The 13640-nt window shown below is 66.3% G+C and carries 15 protein-coding genes and 1 other RNA gene; 8 read left to right on the top strand and 8 right to left on the bottom strand.

All coding sequences use genetic code 11. The features are described 5' to 3' along the window. Positions 1-39: 39 nt before the first annotated feature. On the bottom strand, positions 40-3156 hold the full coding sequence (locus tag DEO45_RS02955) for an Rne/Rng family ribonuclease (RefSeq protein ID WP_114340827.1): 3117 nt from the start codon (positions 3154-3156) through the stop codon (positions 40-42). Between DEO45_RS02955 and DEO45_RS16560 the strand changes: the two genes are divergently transcribed. Continuing rightward, positions 3137-3355, top strand: a complete 219-nt coding sequence (locus DEO45_RS16560; protein ID WP_189339667.1) for a hypothetical protein — start codon at positions 3137-3139, stop codon at positions 3353-3355. The two genes, DEO45_RS02955 and DEO45_RS16560, sit on opposite strands and share 20 nt — an antisense overlap. Before the next feature lie 138 nt (positions 3356-3493). After that, positions 3494-4492: an RluA family pseudouridine synthase gene (locus DEO45_RS02950; protein WP_189339666.1), complete on the top strand. Its 999-nt coding sequence runs from the start codon at positions 3494-3496 to the stop codon at positions 4490-4492. Here DEO45_RS02950 and DEO45_RS02945 read toward each other — a convergent pair whose 3' ends face one another. Then, a complete protein-coding gene (locus DEO45_RS02945) occupies positions 4493-4834 on the bottom strand; it encodes a 4a-hydroxytetrahydrobiopterin dehydratase (protein WP_114340826.1) in 342 nt (113 codons plus the stop codon). It abuts the gene before it with no gap. Positions 4835-4971: 137 nt separating this feature from the next. Here DEO45_RS02945 and DEO45_RS02940 point away from each other — a divergent pair, with 137 nt between their 5' ends. Next, complete coding sequence (locus DEO45_RS02940) at positions 4972-5580, top strand: NfuA family Fe-S biogenesis protein (protein ID WP_114340825.1); 609 nt, start codon at positions 4972-4974, stop codon at positions 5578-5580. Between the two features lie 66 nt (positions 5581-5646). Here the strand turns inward: DEO45_RS02940 and DEO45_RS02935 are convergent, their stop codons facing one another. Together DEO45_RS02935 and DEO45_RS02930 are read right to left on the bottom strand one after the other, a co-directional pair. Continuing rightward, positions 5647-6000: a c-type cytochrome gene (locus DEO45_RS02935; protein ID WP_114340824.1), complete on the bottom strand. Its 354-nt coding sequence runs from the start codon at positions 5998-6000 to the stop codon at positions 5647-5649. Between the two features lie 18 nt (positions 6001-6018). Further along, positions 6019-6342, bottom strand: a complete 324-nt coding sequence (locus DEO45_RS02930; protein WP_114341294.1) for a c-type cytochrome — start codon at positions 6340-6342, stop codon at positions 6019-6021. Positions 6343-6542: 200 nt separating this feature from the next. On the opposite strand from DEO45_RS02930, the gene ssrA reads away from it, so the two are divergent. Beyond that, positions 6543-6897, top strand: a transfer-messenger RNA (tmRNA) gene (gene ssrA / locus DEO45_RS02925). 51 nt (positions 6898-6948) lie between these two features. On the opposite strand, the gene smpB is transcribed toward ssrA, so the two are convergent. Further along, the gene (smpB, locus tag DEO45_RS02920) at positions 6949-7440 is read right to left on the bottom strand and encodes an SsrA-binding protein SmpB (RefSeq protein ID WP_114340823.1); all 492 of its coding nucleotides are present in this window, start codon (positions 7438-7440) and stop codon (positions 6949-6951) included. A 142-nt stretch (positions 7441-7582) separates the two neighbouring features. On the opposite strand from smpB, the gene DEO45_RS02915 reads away from it, so the two are divergent. Together DEO45_RS02915 and DEO45_RS02910 are read left to right on the top strand one after the other, a co-directional pair. Next, a complete protein-coding gene (locus DEO45_RS02915; RefSeq protein ID WP_114340822.1) occupies positions 7583-8014 on the top strand; it encodes a type II toxin-antitoxin system RatA family toxin in 432 nt (143 codons plus the stop codon). Beyond that, positions 8007-8285, top strand: a complete 279-nt coding sequence (locus DEO45_RS02910; protein ID WP_114340821.1) for an RnfH family protein — start codon at positions 8007-8009, stop codon at positions 8283-8285. Before DEO45_RS02915 ends, DEO45_RS02910 begins: the two co-directional genes overlap by 8 nt. Positions 8286-8314: 29 nt before the next feature. Here DEO45_RS02910 and DEO45_RS02905 read toward each other — a convergent pair whose 3' ends face one another. Continuing rightward, complete coding sequence (locus DEO45_RS02905) at positions 8315-8773, bottom strand: outer membrane protein assembly factor BamE (RefSeq protein ID WP_114340820.1); 459 nt, start codon at positions 8771-8773, stop codon at positions 8315-8317. Positions 8774-8850: 77 nt separating this feature from the next. Between DEO45_RS02905 and fur the strand changes: the two genes are divergently transcribed. Next, positions 8851-9273, top strand: a complete 423-nt coding sequence (gene fur, locus DEO45_RS02900; protein ID WP_068090404.1) for a ferric iron uptake transcriptional regulator — start codon at positions 8851-8853, stop codon at positions 9271-9273. A 291-nt stretch (positions 9274-9564) separates the two neighbouring features. Here fur and DEO45_RS02895 read toward each other — a convergent pair whose 3' ends face one another. Beyond that, positions 9565-11160: an MASE1 domain-containing sensor histidine kinase gene (locus tag DEO45_RS02895; RefSeq protein WP_114341293.1), complete on the bottom strand. Its 1596-nt coding sequence runs from the start codon at positions 11158-11160 to the stop codon at positions 9565-9567. A gap of 96 nt (positions 11161-11256) precedes the next feature. Here DEO45_RS02895 and DEO45_RS02890 point away from each other — a divergent pair, with 96 nt between their 5' ends. Next, on the top strand, positions 11257-11892 hold the full coding sequence (locus tag DEO45_RS02890) for a response regulator transcription factor (RefSeq protein WP_114340819.1): 636 nt from the start codon (positions 11257-11259) through the stop codon (positions 11890-11892). Between the two features lie 24 nt (positions 11893-11916). Here the strand turns inward: DEO45_RS02890 and recN are convergent, their stop codons facing one another. After that, positions 11917-13590, bottom strand: coding sequence for a DNA repair protein RecN (recN, locus tag DEO45_RS02885; RefSeq protein ID WP_114340818.1), 1674 nt, complete (start codon positions 13588-13590; stop codon positions 11917-11919). Positions 13591-13640: the final 50 nt, after the last annotated feature.

Below are 13640 nucleotides of genomic sequence, written 5' to 3'. Positions count from 1 at the left end.
GAGTCCGGTTTTTTTTACCTGGGGCCGTGCGGCGAAGAATCAGTCGAGTGAATCGTTCTTCTGCGCGCCGGGTTCGTCCTGCGGCGGCACGGACTCGGACTTGCCGTCCTCATCGTTCGTCGCTGCTGGCGTTGGCGCTCCGGCCAGCAGGTCGCCCTGCCTGGGCAACGGCAGCGGGATGGCATCGACCGGCTCGTCGGGCACGCTTGCGGCGTCCGTTGCGGTCGCGGCATCCGAGGAGTGGTCGTCCGCTGGCACCGCTGGAGTGATCGCGGTCGGCTCGGCCATCGTCGCAACTGCCGGTTCCGTCGCCGCCGGAGGCACTGCGACCGTCACCGCTTCGTGGTGGGTCGGTCGTTCGAGCGCGATGGCGGGCGCGTCAGCCGCGATGGTGACTGCCGGCATGACGGGCGCGGTCGTGGCCGCAGCCTCGTCAGTGCGGGTCATCGTTGCCGGTCCGCCCGGCAATGCATCGGACAATGCCGGCACCGACGTGGCGACGGAATGGATCGTGACCGTGTCCTGCCCGGCATCCGCTGCCGGCGATTTCGCCTGGTCGGGAATCGGCGGCAGGACGGGCAGGTTGAATGCCGTTGCAACGGCTGCCACGGGCGCGGCGGCCGCCAGTGGCTGGCTGTCGATCCTGGCGGCGGGCTTCTCAGCCGCAGGCTGGCTGATCGGAGCCGCCGTGTGGCTGCCGTTTGCCGAGGCTGCCAGCGGTGCCGATTCGCGTGGCGATTTTTCGGGAGCGACCGGGGTGGCTGCTGCCGGCGCCACACTGGATTCCTCGTCGCGATCCTCGTCGTCGAGCGCCTGGGCCTGCACGCTGTCGAGCGGTGCGTCGCCTGCAGCGCCTTCGTCGTGACGGCGACGGCGACGGCCACCCCGACGGCCACGCCGGCGGCGCGACTGGCCGCCGTCGGCGTCTGTCGTCTCTTCGGCGGATGCCGGCACTGCCGAGGTAACCGGCGGCGTGAGCAGCAGCTCGGTTTCCTTGGCGGCGTCGTCCAGAGGTGCGGCGACGGGGCGTTCGTCATTGGTGGCTGCGCGTGGCTGCCGTTCGGCCTTGGGCTGCTGTGGCGGATTCGGCTTGCGCTCGGAACGTGCCGGGTTGCTTTCGCTGGCAGGTCGGGGCTGGCGCTCAGCCTTGCCGGTTTGTGCCTGAGCCTGCTGTGCGGGCCGCGGTGAAGCTTCGTTATTGCGCTGGCGGTTGCCGCGAGCCTGCTGCTGGGTCCCCGCCGGTTTCGGCGATGACGACTGCTGCGCTGTTTCGCGGCGCGACTGGCGCGACGATGAGGCGTTCCCGCCATTGGCGTTGCGATTGCCGCGCTCGTCGCGACGGTTGCGTTGGCCGCTGTCGTTGCCGGTATCGGCGCGCTTCGCCACCGGTGTCGGGGCCGGCGACGCCGTTTCGGCGCCGCGGAACCAGCCCAGCAGGCGCGAAATGATGCCGCCTGTCGGCGCACCGTGGGCCGGCGCCGGGGCGGCGGGCTGGCGGCGCATGGCGGGTTGCGCGGGAACAACCGGGGCAGCGACGACTTCCTCGCGCACCGGGGCGGGGCTGCCCGGCACGATGCCACTCACCGCGGGCTGTTCGCCGCTGCCCAGGGCCTGGCCCATCTTCGGCAGTTCGGCAGGTTCCGCCGCGGTCAGGCGTTCGTAGCTGGGCTTGCTGTGCTCGCCCATGTCCGCTTCGCGGATGCGCTGGATCTCGATGTGCGGGGTTTCCAGCTTCTCGTCGGCGACGATCACCACATGCGCCTTGTGGCGCAGTTCGATCTCGACCACGCTGGCGCGCTTCTCGTTGAGCAGGAAGTTGGCCACGCTGCTCGGCGCCTGCACCAGCACCTGGCCGGTATTGTCCTTCATCGCGTGTTCTTCGATCAGGCGCAGGGTCGACAGCGACAGCGATTCCACGCCGCGGATGTGGCCATGGCCCTCGCAGCGCGGGCAGACGATCTGGGTCGCTTCACCGAGGCTGGGGCGCAGGCGCTGGCGCGACATCTCCAGCAGGCCGAAGCGCGAGATGCGGCCGATCTGCACGCGGGCGCGGTCCTGCTTCAGCGCCTCCTTCAGGCGGTCTTCCACTTCGCGCTGGTGCTTGGGGCTGTCCATGTCGATGAAGTCGATCACGATCAGGCCGCCGGCATCGCGGATGCGGCACTGCCGGGCGATTTCCACCGCCGCCTCGCAGTTGGTGTTGAACGCGGTCTCCTCGATGTCGCTGCCCTTGGTGGCCTTGGAGGAGTTGATGTCGATCGCGGTCAGCGCTTCGGTCTGGTCGATCACGATCGAGCCGCCGGACGGCAGCCGCACCTGGCGGTCGAACGCGCTCTCGATCTGCGTCTCGATCTGGTAGCGGGTGAACAGCGGGGTGTCGTCCTTGTACAACTTGAGCTTGCGCAGGGCGTTGGGCATCACCTGCTGCATGAAGTCGCGGGCATCGTTGTACAGCGATTCCTCATCGATCAGGATCTCGCCGATGTCGCTGCGCAGGTAGTCGCGCAGGGCGCGGATGAACAGCTTCGATTCCTGGTAGATCAGGAACGGCGCCTTCTGCTTGCTGGCCGCTTCGGAGATCGACTTCCACAGGGTCAGCAGGTAATCCAGATCCCACTGCAGCTCTTCGGCATCGCGGCCGAGGCCGGCGGTACGCACGATCAGGCCAACGTCGTCGGGAACCGTGACGTGGTCCAGCGCTTCCTTCAGCGCCTGCCGGTCCTCGCCCTCGATCCGGCGCGAGACGCCGCCGGCCTTCGGGTTGTTCGGCATCAGCACCATGTAGCGGCCGGCCAGGCTGATGAACGTGGTCAGGGCGGCGCCCTTGTTGCCGCGCTCCTCCTTTTCCACCTGCACGACGACTTCCTGGCCTTCCTTGACCAGTTCACGGATGTTCGCCTTGTGCGGGTCCAGGCCCGGCGTGAAGTACTCGCGGGAGATTTCCTTCAGCGGCAGGAAACCGTGCCGCTCGGCGCCGTACTCGACGAAGCAGGCTTCGAGTGAAGCCTCGACCCGGGTGATTCGACCCTTGTAAATATTGGACTTTTTCTGTTCCCGCGAAGGGATTTCGATGTCCAGGTCGTACAGGTTCTGGCCATCGACAATGGCCACGCGCAACTCTTCACGCTGAGTCGCGTTGATCAACATGCGTTTCATGGTGGTAATCCTCGGCTTGGCCGCGCGTCGCGTGCCGCGGTGGCGCCACAGTGGCGGCCTGCCGGGGATCGCGCCGCTGCGGTTAAGCGGCAATAAAAAACGGCACCGTTTCCGGCGTCGGGATGATTCGGTCAGCCGCGCCTGCCGCCCCGATGCCTCGATCGCATCGGACAAACAGCAGCCCGAACCGTTACGATGAAAGGGAGTCGCGACTGGCCGCCCGAAGGCAACCGGAGCAATCCTCGCCGACGTTACGGGCGGGCACTCGACCCGATCCAGACTTCGGCGGGCAGAATGTGGCGCCCGCCGAGTATCCTATTTCATCAGGTTTTTTTCAATGCAAACGGCAACTTCCCATGACGCACCTCACGGTGTACGTCAAGTCGAGATCGGCCCGGAGCGGGACGGCCAGCGCATCGACAACGCGCTGGTGAACCTGCTCAAAGGCGTGCCCAAGAGCATGATTTACCGGCTTTTGCGTACCGGCCAGGTGCGTGTGAACGGCAAGCGGGCCAAGCCGGATACTCGTCTCGTCGAGGGTGATACCCTGCGTATCCCGCCGGTACGGGTGGCGGAACGCCCGGAGCGGGAAGGGCCGCCTAGCGGCCAGGTGGCCGGGCTGGCCGACACGGTCATTTTCGAGGACAAGCATTTCCTGGTGATCGACAAGCCGGCCGGCGTGGCCAGCCACGGCGGCAGCGGGGTCAGCCATGGCGCGATCGAGCTGCTGCGTGCGGCCCGCCCGCAGGAGCATCTGGAACTGGTGCACCGGCTTGATCGCGACACCAGCGGCGTACTGGTATTTGCCCGTACCCGGGCGGGGCTGACCGGATTGCAGGCGGCGATCCGTGCCGGCGAGGTCACCAAGCAGTACCTGTGCCTGATGCTCGGCCATCCGTCCAAGGCGAAGTTCGACGTCAACGCGCCGCTGCTGAAATCGGTGATGCAGGGCGGCGAGCGGATGGTGCGGGTGTCCGACAGCGGCAAGCCGTCGCTGACGTTCTTCCGCGAGATGGAGCAGTACCCCAGCGCCCGGCTGATGCAGGCCACGCTCGGTACCGGCCGCACCCACCAGATCCGCGTGCATGCGGCGCACATCGGCCATCCGCTGGCCGGCGACCCCAAATACGGCGATCGGGAGATGAACAAGCGCTACCGCGAGATGGGCCTGAACCGGATGTTCCTGCATGCCTCGCACATGAGCTTCGACCTGGACGGGCGCGCCTACAGCTTTTCCGCGCCGTTGCCCGACGACCTCAAGGATTTCCTCGACGTGCTGGCGGTGAAGGGCAAGCGGCTGGTGTGGATGCAGGAAAAGTCGCGTACCGACTTCTGATCAACGCGCCAGCAGGGCTTCGACCCGCGCCGCGCAAATGAAATCGTTCAGCGACAGGCCGCCCACGTCATGGGTCGACCACAGCAGCTGGCAATGGCCGTAGCCGGCCTCGAGGTCCGGGTGATGGTCTTCCTGATTGGCCATGAAACCCACCGCGTTGATGAAGCCAAGCGTGTGGTGGAAGTCGGCGAAACGGAAATCCTTGATGATGGCCGCACCATCGTGTCGCAACTGCCAGCCGGGCAATTGCTGCAGCAGGTCGGTCACCTGCGCGGCGTCCAGTGCATGTTCCTTGCCCTTGCATGGCCGGCAATGGCGGGTGGCCAGGTCGTTGCTGTTCATGGGAGCTCCCTGTGGGCTGAAAGTCGGATGCGAAGCGTCGAAGCTGCGCGTGCAAAAGTCAAAGCGCGCATCGTTTTCAAAACAGGACTAAAATGGTGCTGATTCACCGGCACCCGTATGGCGAGAGTGGAACAGGCATGATCGAGATTTCCGAGCGCGCACAGCAGCATTTTCTGCGGCTTCTTTCCCAACAGGACATCGACGGACTGGGCATTCGCCTGCGGGTGACCTCCCCGGGGACGCCGGCGGCCAACTGTGAGCTGGAGTTCTGCGAGCAGGAGGATCTTGCCGGCGGGGAATGGACGATCGAATGCGCGGGCTTCGACTTCCATGTCGATGGCGACAGTGCCAGCTGGCTGGATCAGGCCAGCATCGATTTCGTACCCAATGCCACCGGCGGCCAGCTGAATATCCGTGCGCCGAAGATCAAGGGCGACGTGCCTGGTGTCGAGGCGGGGCTGATCGAGCGCGTGCGCTACGTGCTGGAGGCGGAAATCAATCCGAAGCTGGCCTCGCATGGCGGCCGGGTCAGCCTGTTGCAGATCGATGCCGACGGCGCGGTATTGCTGCAGTTCGGCGGCGGCTGCCACGGCTGCGGCATGGTCGACGTGACGCTGAAGCAGGGCGTGGAGAAGACCTTGCGCGAACGGGTGCCCGAGGTCACCGCGGTGCGCGACGCCACCGATCATTCCGGTGGCAAGAAGCCATACTACAGCAAGGCCGAAGGCAAGTCGGCGATCGCCTAGCGCTGGTCACAAAAAAGCCAAGGCCCGCCGGAGCGGGCCTTGGCGAGCGTGCGGCTTGCGACGGGCTTACTTGCTGCCGCTGACGTGGTCCTTCAGCGTGTCGAGCTTGCTCGGCAGGCTGGAGAAGTACGCGGAGACGTCCTCGATGTCCTGGTCGGACAAGGTGGCCACCATGCCCTTCATGATCGGGTTGTCGCGCTGGCCGTCCTTGTACTCGTGCAGCACTCGCTGCAGGTAGAGGTTGTACTGGCCGGCGAGGCGCGGGTACTGCGGGTCGACCGCGTTGCCGTCGGTGCCGTGGCAGGCGAAGCAGGTGGCGGCTTTCTGCTTGCCGTTCTCGATGCTGCCGTTGGCCAGCAGCGAGGTGGAGGCGAACGCCAGCGCGACGCCGAATGAAAGCAGGGTAAGCACACGTTTCATGCGGGAATCCTTGGCAACTTACTTGGCGAGGCTGGAGAGATAGGCGGCAATGTTCTGGATGTCCGTGTCGGACAGGCTCTGCGCCTGCGCGCCCATGGTCGGATGCTTGCGGTCGCCACTCTGGTAGCCGTGCAGCGCATTGACGATGTACAGCTCGTTCTGGCCGGCGATCTTCGGTACCGGGTACTGCGGGTAGGCGTTGGTGTAACCCGGCACGCCATGGCAACCGGCGCAGGTGTAGACCAAGGCGCGTCCGGCGGCCTTGTCGCCTTCGGCGTGGGCGCTGCTGGCGGCGAAGAAGGCTGTGGCCACGGTCAGGCCAAGCAATGGCAATCGAGTCATCGAGATCATTCCCACGAGTGCGACGGATACGGGAGCACGCAAGTCGCCAAGTATAGACGTTGCGTTAACGGCCTAACAACACTCGGCTTGACGTTGATCAATGTTTGCCCAGCGCGCATCCGATAGGCCTGTCTTCAGCATGCGCCATTGCCGCTGCGGTCGATGCCCCCATATACTGGCGCGGTCAGATCGTTTTCCCCGGGGGTGTCCTGGCTTCGACGGGGGCAGTGAGATGACTTGGTGCATGCCGAGGGGGCAGCTTTCCTCGTTAATCCAGCAGCAAACTCATAGTTGCCAACGACGACAACTACGCTCTCGCCGCTTAAGGCGTAAGCCCCGAACCCACTTGTGCTCATGCTCGTCGGTGTAGGGTCATTATCATGAGATCGCCGAACGCTGCCGCCTGGCGGTTCTAGGCTAAATCAATCAGGCTGGTTCCGCGGTGCGTTTTGCCCACCGTACTTGTCGCGGAACGAGATCGAACGGCGAGCTAAGCATGTAGATCCGGGCATTTAACGCCTTCGGACGCGGGTTCGACTCCCGCCACCTCCACCAACACAAAACCCCCGAGCGATCGGGGGTTTTTCATGGCACGGCTGCAGCGGATCAGCTCGTGCGGTTGTGCGAACGCATGGTGCGTTGTTTCTCGATCTGCCAGTCGCGCTGCTTCTCGGTATCGCGCTTGTCGTGTTCCTGCTTGCCGCGGGCAAGTCCGATCTCGACCTTCACCTTGTTGCCTTTCCAGTACATCGCGGTGGGCACCAGGGTATAGCCCTTGCGCTCGACCGCGCCGATCAGCTGGTCGATCTCCTTGCGATGCAGCAGCAGCTTGCGGGTACGCCGGTCCTCGGCGATGACATGGGTGGAGGCGCTGATCAGCGGCGGAATCGAGGTGCCGACCAGGAAGATCTCGTTTTTCAGTACGATCGCGTAGCCGTCGCCGAAGTTGATCCGGCCGGCGCGCAGCGCCTTCAACTCCCAGCCCTGCAGCGCGACGCCGGCCTCGAAACGCTGGTCGATGTGGTACTCGAAGCGTGCGCGCTTGTTGAGCGCGATGGTGCCGCCGCCCTTGTTGTCTTTGTCCTTGTTCTTGGCCATGTCCGTTAAACTTCGGGCCTCTGGGCGGCCGCATTGCCCGTTGCCCCCATCGGAGCGACGCTTTTGTTGAGAGTGCGTCCAGGGAAGGACGCTCACTTGATCTTCGCATTCATGGATGAATGCACAAGCCTAAGAGGTTGCCGTGATCGAAATTCGTCGCAGCGCACTGGTGAAGTATTCGCCGGCGCAGATGTTCGACCTGGTCAATGATGTGGAAGCATACCCAAAGCGGTTCTCCTGGTGCGCCGGTGCCGCGGTTCTCGATCGCCGTGACAACGTGCAGGTGGCGCGGCTGGATCTCAAGTTTGCCGGATTCCACCAGAGCTTCACCACGCGCAACACGGTCGACCCGCCGCGCCGCCTGCAGATGGATCTGGTCGACGGCCCGTTCCGCAGCCTGGAAGGCGTGTGGGATTTCATCCCGCTGGGCGATGCCGGCTGCAAGGTCGCGTTTGCGCTGGATTTCGATTACGCCGGCCGGCTCGGCGGCGGTGCCTTGAAGCTGGGTTTCCAGGGACTGGCCGGGCGCATGGTGGACGATTTCTGCCGCGAGGCCGAGCGGGTCTATGGCTGAGCGCACGATCCGCGTCGAGGTGGTCTACGCAGGAGCCGGGCGTGCGGTCCTGCACCAGGTCGAATTGGCCGAAGGCAGCACGGTGATGCAGGCGGTCGACGCCGCGGGTTTGGCCGCGGTGGTTCCAGGCGGGGCGATCGACCCTTCGCGCCTGGGCATCTTCGGACGCAAGGTTTCGCCGGATCGGGTCGTGCAGCAGGGCGACCGGATCGAGATCTACCGCCCGCTCATGCTCGATCCGATGGAGGCGCGCCGCCGTCGCGCCCGCTGAACGGGCAGGGCGGCGCATCCGCTGTCCGATCAGTGGCCGTCCTGGCTGCCCTGGCCGAAGCCGCCGTCGTTCTTCTTGTCGTCCGGGGATGTGCTCTTGTCGCCGCGGGTCTCGGTGGCAGGGTAGCCGGCGTTGTATTTCTTGCTGTCCTTGACCAGCTGCTGGGCATCCTGCGCAAAGAAATCGCCCTCGGTACGCACCAGCGTGTCGTTGTTGAAGGTCAGCGTGAAGGTGCGCACCTTGACTGGACCGCCGCGGTGCGACTGGGTGGAGACGTAATCCCAGCGACTCTGCTGGAACGGCGTGCTGACCGAGGGGGTCCCCATCAGCACCAGCACCTGATGCTTGGTCATGCCGGGCTTGAGCTGATCCACCGTTTTCTTGTCGAGCAGGTTGCCTTGCTGCACGTCGGGCGTATAGACGAGGTGACAGCCGGTGATGGAGAGCGCCAGCATGGCGAAAACCAGCAGGGTGATCAGCTTTTGCATGCGTGTTGCGTCCGGATCGTGAAGGTGTCGGATGATACACTACCGGCCTGAAAACGCCGTGTGCGGGGAGTGGATCTATGGAACAGGAAACCAAAGAGCTGCGCCGGGTCGGCCTCAAGGTGACCCATCCGCGGATGCGCATCCTGCAGATCTTCGACGAGGAGGAGGGGCATCACCTCACCGCCGAAGATGTCTACAAGAAGCTGCTTGCCCACCAGGAAGACATCGGCCTGGCGACGGTGTACCGAGTGCTGATCCAGTTCGAGGCGGCAGGCATCGTCGTCAAGCACAACTTCGAAGGCGGCCAGGCCGTCTATGAACTGGATCGCGGCAAGCACCACGACCACATGATCGATGTGGACAGCGGGAAAGTGATCGAGTTCGTCAGCGAGGAGATCGAGCGGCTGCAGCACGAGATCGCCGCGCGCCACGGTTATGTGATCGAGGATCACAGCCTGGTGCTGTACGTACGCCCGAAACACCGTCAGCGCAAGAGCTGATTGGCTGCCAGCATGGTCCGGCGTTGACGATGCGCGCCGGGTTGCGCGCATAAAAAAGCCGCGGGGAGGACTCCTGTCCGCCCGCGGCTTGCTCCCCCACCTGTCGGTCGGCATAGCGAATGGCTCGCGTATGCCCGTGTTCCTCGCCAGGTAGCGGCGAAACGGCTTCCTGCCGTTTTTCAGAGCCCCCGTCCCCACGGAGACCCTGATCCACCATCTTGCGATGGTGGCTCCCCCACATCGATAAGACATCCTAACGAGCCCTTCACTTCTCCGGTATCGGAAAAATTCCTAGGGTTGTCGCTGGCTTTCGGGGCGGCTGTTGCTGCGCAGCAAAATCCGCAGATGCACGCCGGCAGGTGAGGGACGCAGGCGGAACTGGCCGCCGAGCGAGGTGACCCGGTCGCGCATGCCCTGCAGGCCGCGGCCGCCGCGGGGCAGCCGGCTGGGCAGGCCGGTGCCGTCGTCGCGCAGGTCGAGCAGGGCTACCGCGATGTTCTGGCGCTCGCCGATCCGCAGGCGCAGCCGAAACTCGCTGGCCTTGGCGTGCTTGACGGCATTGGTCGCGCTTTCCTGGACCAGCCGGTAGATCGCGGTGCGGATATCGTCGTCGAGCAAGCGCGGATCGCCGTGCAACTCGGTGTGGTAGACCATCCCGGCGGCGTTCAGCAGGTCGCGGATCGGACCTTCGTCGAGCGCGCGCAGCAGTCCGAACTCGTCCAGCACGGCGGGTCGCAGATCGTCCAGTAGGCGGTGCAGGGCGCGCCGCATGTGGGCCAGGATGGTGTTGATCGATGCGCTGATGTCTTCCATGCCGGCCTGGTACAGGCGCGCCTGGGCCAATTTCACATGGGTCTGGATCGCGGTGATGTTCTGCCCCAGCTCGTCATGCAGCTCCGCTGCCAAATGCCGGCGCTGGTTTTCGTCCGCCTGCAGGTTGCCGCGGGCGGCATCGCGCAACTGGTGCGCGAGTTGGTCGAGCCGGCGATTGACCGCGCCGAGGTAGACGTTCTGCTCGGCGACCCGCTCGCTGCTCCGGCGTAGTGCGTCGGTGGCGGAGCCGAGCATCAGTGCGCCGGTTCCCGCCACGGCCAGGAACAGGTAGGCCGCGGCCGTCGACGGCGCGTGCCCCAGGTGCTCGTCGGCCAGGGTCATGCCGAGGCTGGTGATGAGCATGGCCAGGCTGGCGCCGCGCCAACCGTGGCGGAACGCGAAGAAGAGCACAGGCGCCAGCGACAGCACCCGGGCGAACTGCGGTTGTGGGGCGGCCCGCTCGGACAGCACCAGCAGGATCGCCATCGACGGCAGCATCACCAGCACGCCGTCCATGAGCAGGCCGGCCAGCACCCGCTGCTCCACCCGGGTGCGCAGCAACATGATCATCAGCGGGACCACCAGCAGGATGCCCAGGTAATGGCTGAGCAGTTCCTCGCCCAGCACGCGGACCATCAGATCAGGTGAACCCGACGCGCTGACCAGGGCCAGCAGGGCGGCGTCGACGACCGTGGTCACCGTCACCACCAGTGCCGCAGAAAGCAGCAGCCGGGTCACGTCCTGCGGACTGTGCAGGCTGGCGTGCAGGTCGAGCCGTCGCAACAGCCACAGCACGGCGGCCATCACCAGCGGCTCGGGCAGCTCGCCGACGGCGAAACCGGTCCAGCCCTGAGGCAGCCCGTGAGCCAAACCGATGCCGGCGATTGCAGCCAGCTCGACGCCAAGCAGCCAGCCCCAGCAGCGCACCGGGGTGAGCAGCAGGGCGCCGAAGCGCAGGCCGTAGGGAAGTGCCCAGTAAGGCTGCACGGTTGGCCACAGCAACAGCCACAGCAGCAGGTAGCCGGCGGCAAGCAGGGGGCCGGAATCGGGCAGGCGGAGGGGGTTCAGGCGCATGCGCGGATGGTACATGCGTGATCCGCCGGGGTGTCCGCTTCCCACTGTCAGCGGGGATCTCGGGCGCGGAAGGGAATCCCTGTGTAAAGTAGAAGGATGTACAGCATTGTTCTTGTCGACGACCATGCCATCGTTCGCGAAGGCTTCAAGCGGCTGATCGAGATGGAAGCGGATCTCGACGTGGTGGCGGAGTGCCGCAACGCCGATGACGCGGTGGAGGCGGTCAACCACTGGCGCCCCGACCTCGTGGCGCTGGATCTGTCCCTGCCCGACGGCAGCGGGCTGCCGTTGATCGAACACCTGCTCAGCGTGCATGCACAGACGCATGTAGTGGTGCTGAGCATGCACGACGGCGAGCCGTACGTGTCCGAGGCCTTGCGTCGGGGGGCCAGCGGCTACGTGACCAAGGGCGTCGCGCCCGAGGAACTTGTGGCCGGCCTGCGCGCGGTGATGCAAGGTGAGTGTTTCCTCAGCTCCGACCTGCGCCAGCGCCGCGCCGAGCAGCCGAACGCGGCACTGGATCCGATCAACCGTTTGACGGCGCGCGAGCGCGAGGTATTCCTGCTGCTGGCCGGCGGCCGCACGCCGAAGCAGGTGGCGGCGGAACTGGGCATCGGCCAGAAAACCGTCTACATCCATCGCGCCAGCCTGATGGGCAAGCTGGCCGCGGGTTCGGAACTGGACCTGTACCGGATGGCGAGCGAGCGCGGGATGCTGGCGCCGGCGAGCTGATCCAGGCCGGGCGGTTTGCCGCGCTCAGGCGGTCTGCGCCCGCTCCAGCATCTGTTTCGCGTGCGCCCGCGTCTCGCGGGTGATCTCCACGCCGCCCAGCATGCGGGCCAGCTCGTCGCGGCGACCGCCGGCGTCGAGGTTTTCGATCCGCGTGCGGGTGGAATCGCCGTCGCTGTGCTTGCTGACCTTGAGATGCGCGTGGCCCTGTGCCGCCACCTGCGGCAGGTGGGTGACGCACAGCACCTGGCGTCTGGCGCCCAGCGCGCGAAGCTTCTGGCCGACCACTTCGGCGACCGCACCGCCGATGCCGGTGTCGACCTCGTCGAAGATCATGCTGCCGACGGTGTCCTTGCCCAGGGTGGCCACCTCGATCGCCAGGCTGATGCGCGCCAGTTCGCCACCGGAAGCCACCTTGCGCAGCGGCCGCGGCGGTTGCCCCGGGTTGGCGCTGACCAGCAGCTCGCAGCGTTCGCCGCCCTGCGGATCCGGCTCGTCGCCGTCGACCGCTTCCAGTTCGATGCGCAGCACGCCGCCGGCCATGCCCAGTTCGGCCATCAGCGCGCTCACCTCCTCGCCGAGTCGGGCGGCGGCGCCGGCACGGGCCTCGCCCAGCTGCGTCGCCGCGACCGTGTAATCGCGCTGCAGGCGCTGGCGTTGCGCGGCCAGCTTTTCCAGCGCATCGCCGGCGCCTTCGAGTTCGGCCAGTTCAAGGCGCAGGGCGCCGAGCCGGTCGTGCAGCTCGGCCAGCGGCAGCCGGTGGCGGCGCGACAGCTCGTGCAGGCGCGCCAGGTGCTGGTCCACTTCCGCATAGCGCTCGGGGTCGAGATCGACGTCCTGCGCGTAGTGCACCAGGCCGTCGGCAGCTTCGCCGAGTTCGATGCCGGCGTTGTCGAGCAGTTCCAGCAAGGGGGTCAGTTTGTCGTCGATCGCCGCGAGCTTGCCCAGTTCGGCATGGGCGCGGCCGAGTGCGCGGCGCAGCGCGAATTCGCTGTCGCCGTCGAGCAGCTCGACCACCCCGCCCGCACCTTCGGCCAGCCGACCGGCGTTGGCGAGGCGCCTGTGGCTGGCCTCCAGTTCGTCCAGCGCGGCCGGCGGCAGCGCCCATTGCTCCAGCTCGCCGAGCTCGTGGCGCAGCATGTCGATGCGCCGGTCGCGATCGTCGCCGCCGCTGAGCTTGCGCATGCGCGCACCGAGCTCGCGCCACTGCACGGCGCTGTCGTGCACCCGCACCAGCAGTTCGTCATGGCCGGCATAGGCATCGAGCAGGGCCAGCTGGTGCGGGCGCGACAGCAACGCCTGGTGCTCATGCTGGCCGTGGATCTCGACCAGCAGCGCGGCCAGTTCGTCGAGCTGGCGGGTGTTGGCGGGGCGACCGTTGATCCAGGCCTTGGAGCTGCCTTCGGCGCGGATCACCCGTCGCAGCTGGCAGCCGCCATCCTCGTCCAGTTCCTCGCGCTGCAGCCACTGGCGCGCTTCCGGCAGTCCGGCCAGGTCGAATTCGGCGGCCAGCTCGGCGCGGTCGCTGCCGGCGCGTACCATGCCGCTGTCGGCGCGGGCGCCGGCCAGCAGCATCAGCGCGTCGACCAGCAGCGACTTGCCGGCGCCGGTTTCGCCGCTGACCACGGTCAGGCCGGGGCCGAATGCTACTTCGGCGGCTTCGACAACGGCAAAATGGCGGACGTAGAGCGAAGTGAGCATGGGCAGGCGGATGGTTGGATGACCGGATTGTAGCGGGAGCCCGTGGCCGT

It is taken from the genome of Rhodanobacter denitrificans, from assembly GCF_003335105.1.
Taxonomy (GTDB): domain Bacteria; phylum Pseudomonadota; class Gammaproteobacteria; order Xanthomonadales; family Rhodanobacteraceae; genus Rhodanobacter; species Rhodanobacter denitrificans_A.
Note: the sequence above shows the minus strand (reverse complement) of the source record. Positions and strands in the feature narration are given on the sequence as shown.

What these genes read in the sequence shown, in the direction of transcription:
- DEO45_RS02955 (WP_114340827.1), bottom strand. Translation starts at nt 3,156, where the DNA reads ATGAAACGCATGTTGATCAACGCGACTCAGCGTGAAGAGTTGCGCGTG.
- DEO45_RS02950 (WP_189339666.1), top strand. Translation starts at nt 3,494, where the DNA reads ATGCAAACGGCAACTTCCCATGACGCACCTCACGGTGTACGTCAAGTC.
- DEO45_RS02945 (WP_114340826.1), bottom strand. Translation starts at nt 4,834, where the DNA reads ATGAACAGCAACGACCTGGCCACCCGCCATTGCCGGCCATGCAAGGGC.
- DEO45_RS02940 (WP_114340825.1), top strand. Translation starts at nt 4,972, where the DNA reads ATGATCGAGATTTCCGAGCGCGCACAGCAGCATTTTCTGCGGCTTCTT.
- DEO45_RS02935 (WP_114340824.1), bottom strand. Translation starts at nt 6,000, where the DNA reads ATGAAACGTGTGCTTACCCTGCTTTCATTCGGCGTCGCGCTGGCGTTC.
- DEO45_RS02930 (WP_114341294.1), bottom strand. Translation starts at nt 6,342, where the DNA reads ATGACTCGATTGCCATTGCTTGGCCTGACCGTGGCCACAGCCTTCTTC.
- smpB (WP_114340823.1), bottom strand. Translation starts at nt 7,440, where the DNA reads ATGGCCAAGAACAAGGACAAAGACAACAAGGGCGGCGGCACCATCGCG.
- DEO45_RS02910 (WP_114340821.1), top strand. Translation starts at nt 8,007, where the DNA reads ATGGCTGAGCGCACGATCCGCGTCGAGGTGGTCTACGCAGGAGCCGGG.
- DEO45_RS02905 (WP_114340820.1), bottom strand. Translation starts at nt 8,773, where the DNA reads ATGCAAAAGCTGATCACCCTGCTGGTTTTCGCCATGCTGGCGCTCTCC.
- fur (WP_068090404.1), top strand. Translation starts at nt 8,851, where the DNA reads ATGGAACAGGAAACCAAAGAGCTGCGCCGGGTCGGCCTCAAGGTGACC.
- DEO45_RS02895 (WP_114341293.1), bottom strand. Translation starts at nt 11,160, where the DNA reads ATGCGCCTGAACCCCCTCCGCCTGCCCGATTCCGGCCCCCTGCTTGCC.
- DEO45_RS02890 (WP_114340819.1), top strand. Translation starts at nt 11,257, where the DNA reads ATGTACAGCATTGTTCTTGTCGACGACCATGCCATCGTTCGCGAAGGC.
- recN (WP_114340818.1), bottom strand. Translation starts at nt 13,590, where the DNA reads ATGCTCACTTCGCTCTACGTCCGCCATTTTGCCGTTGTCGAAGCCGCC.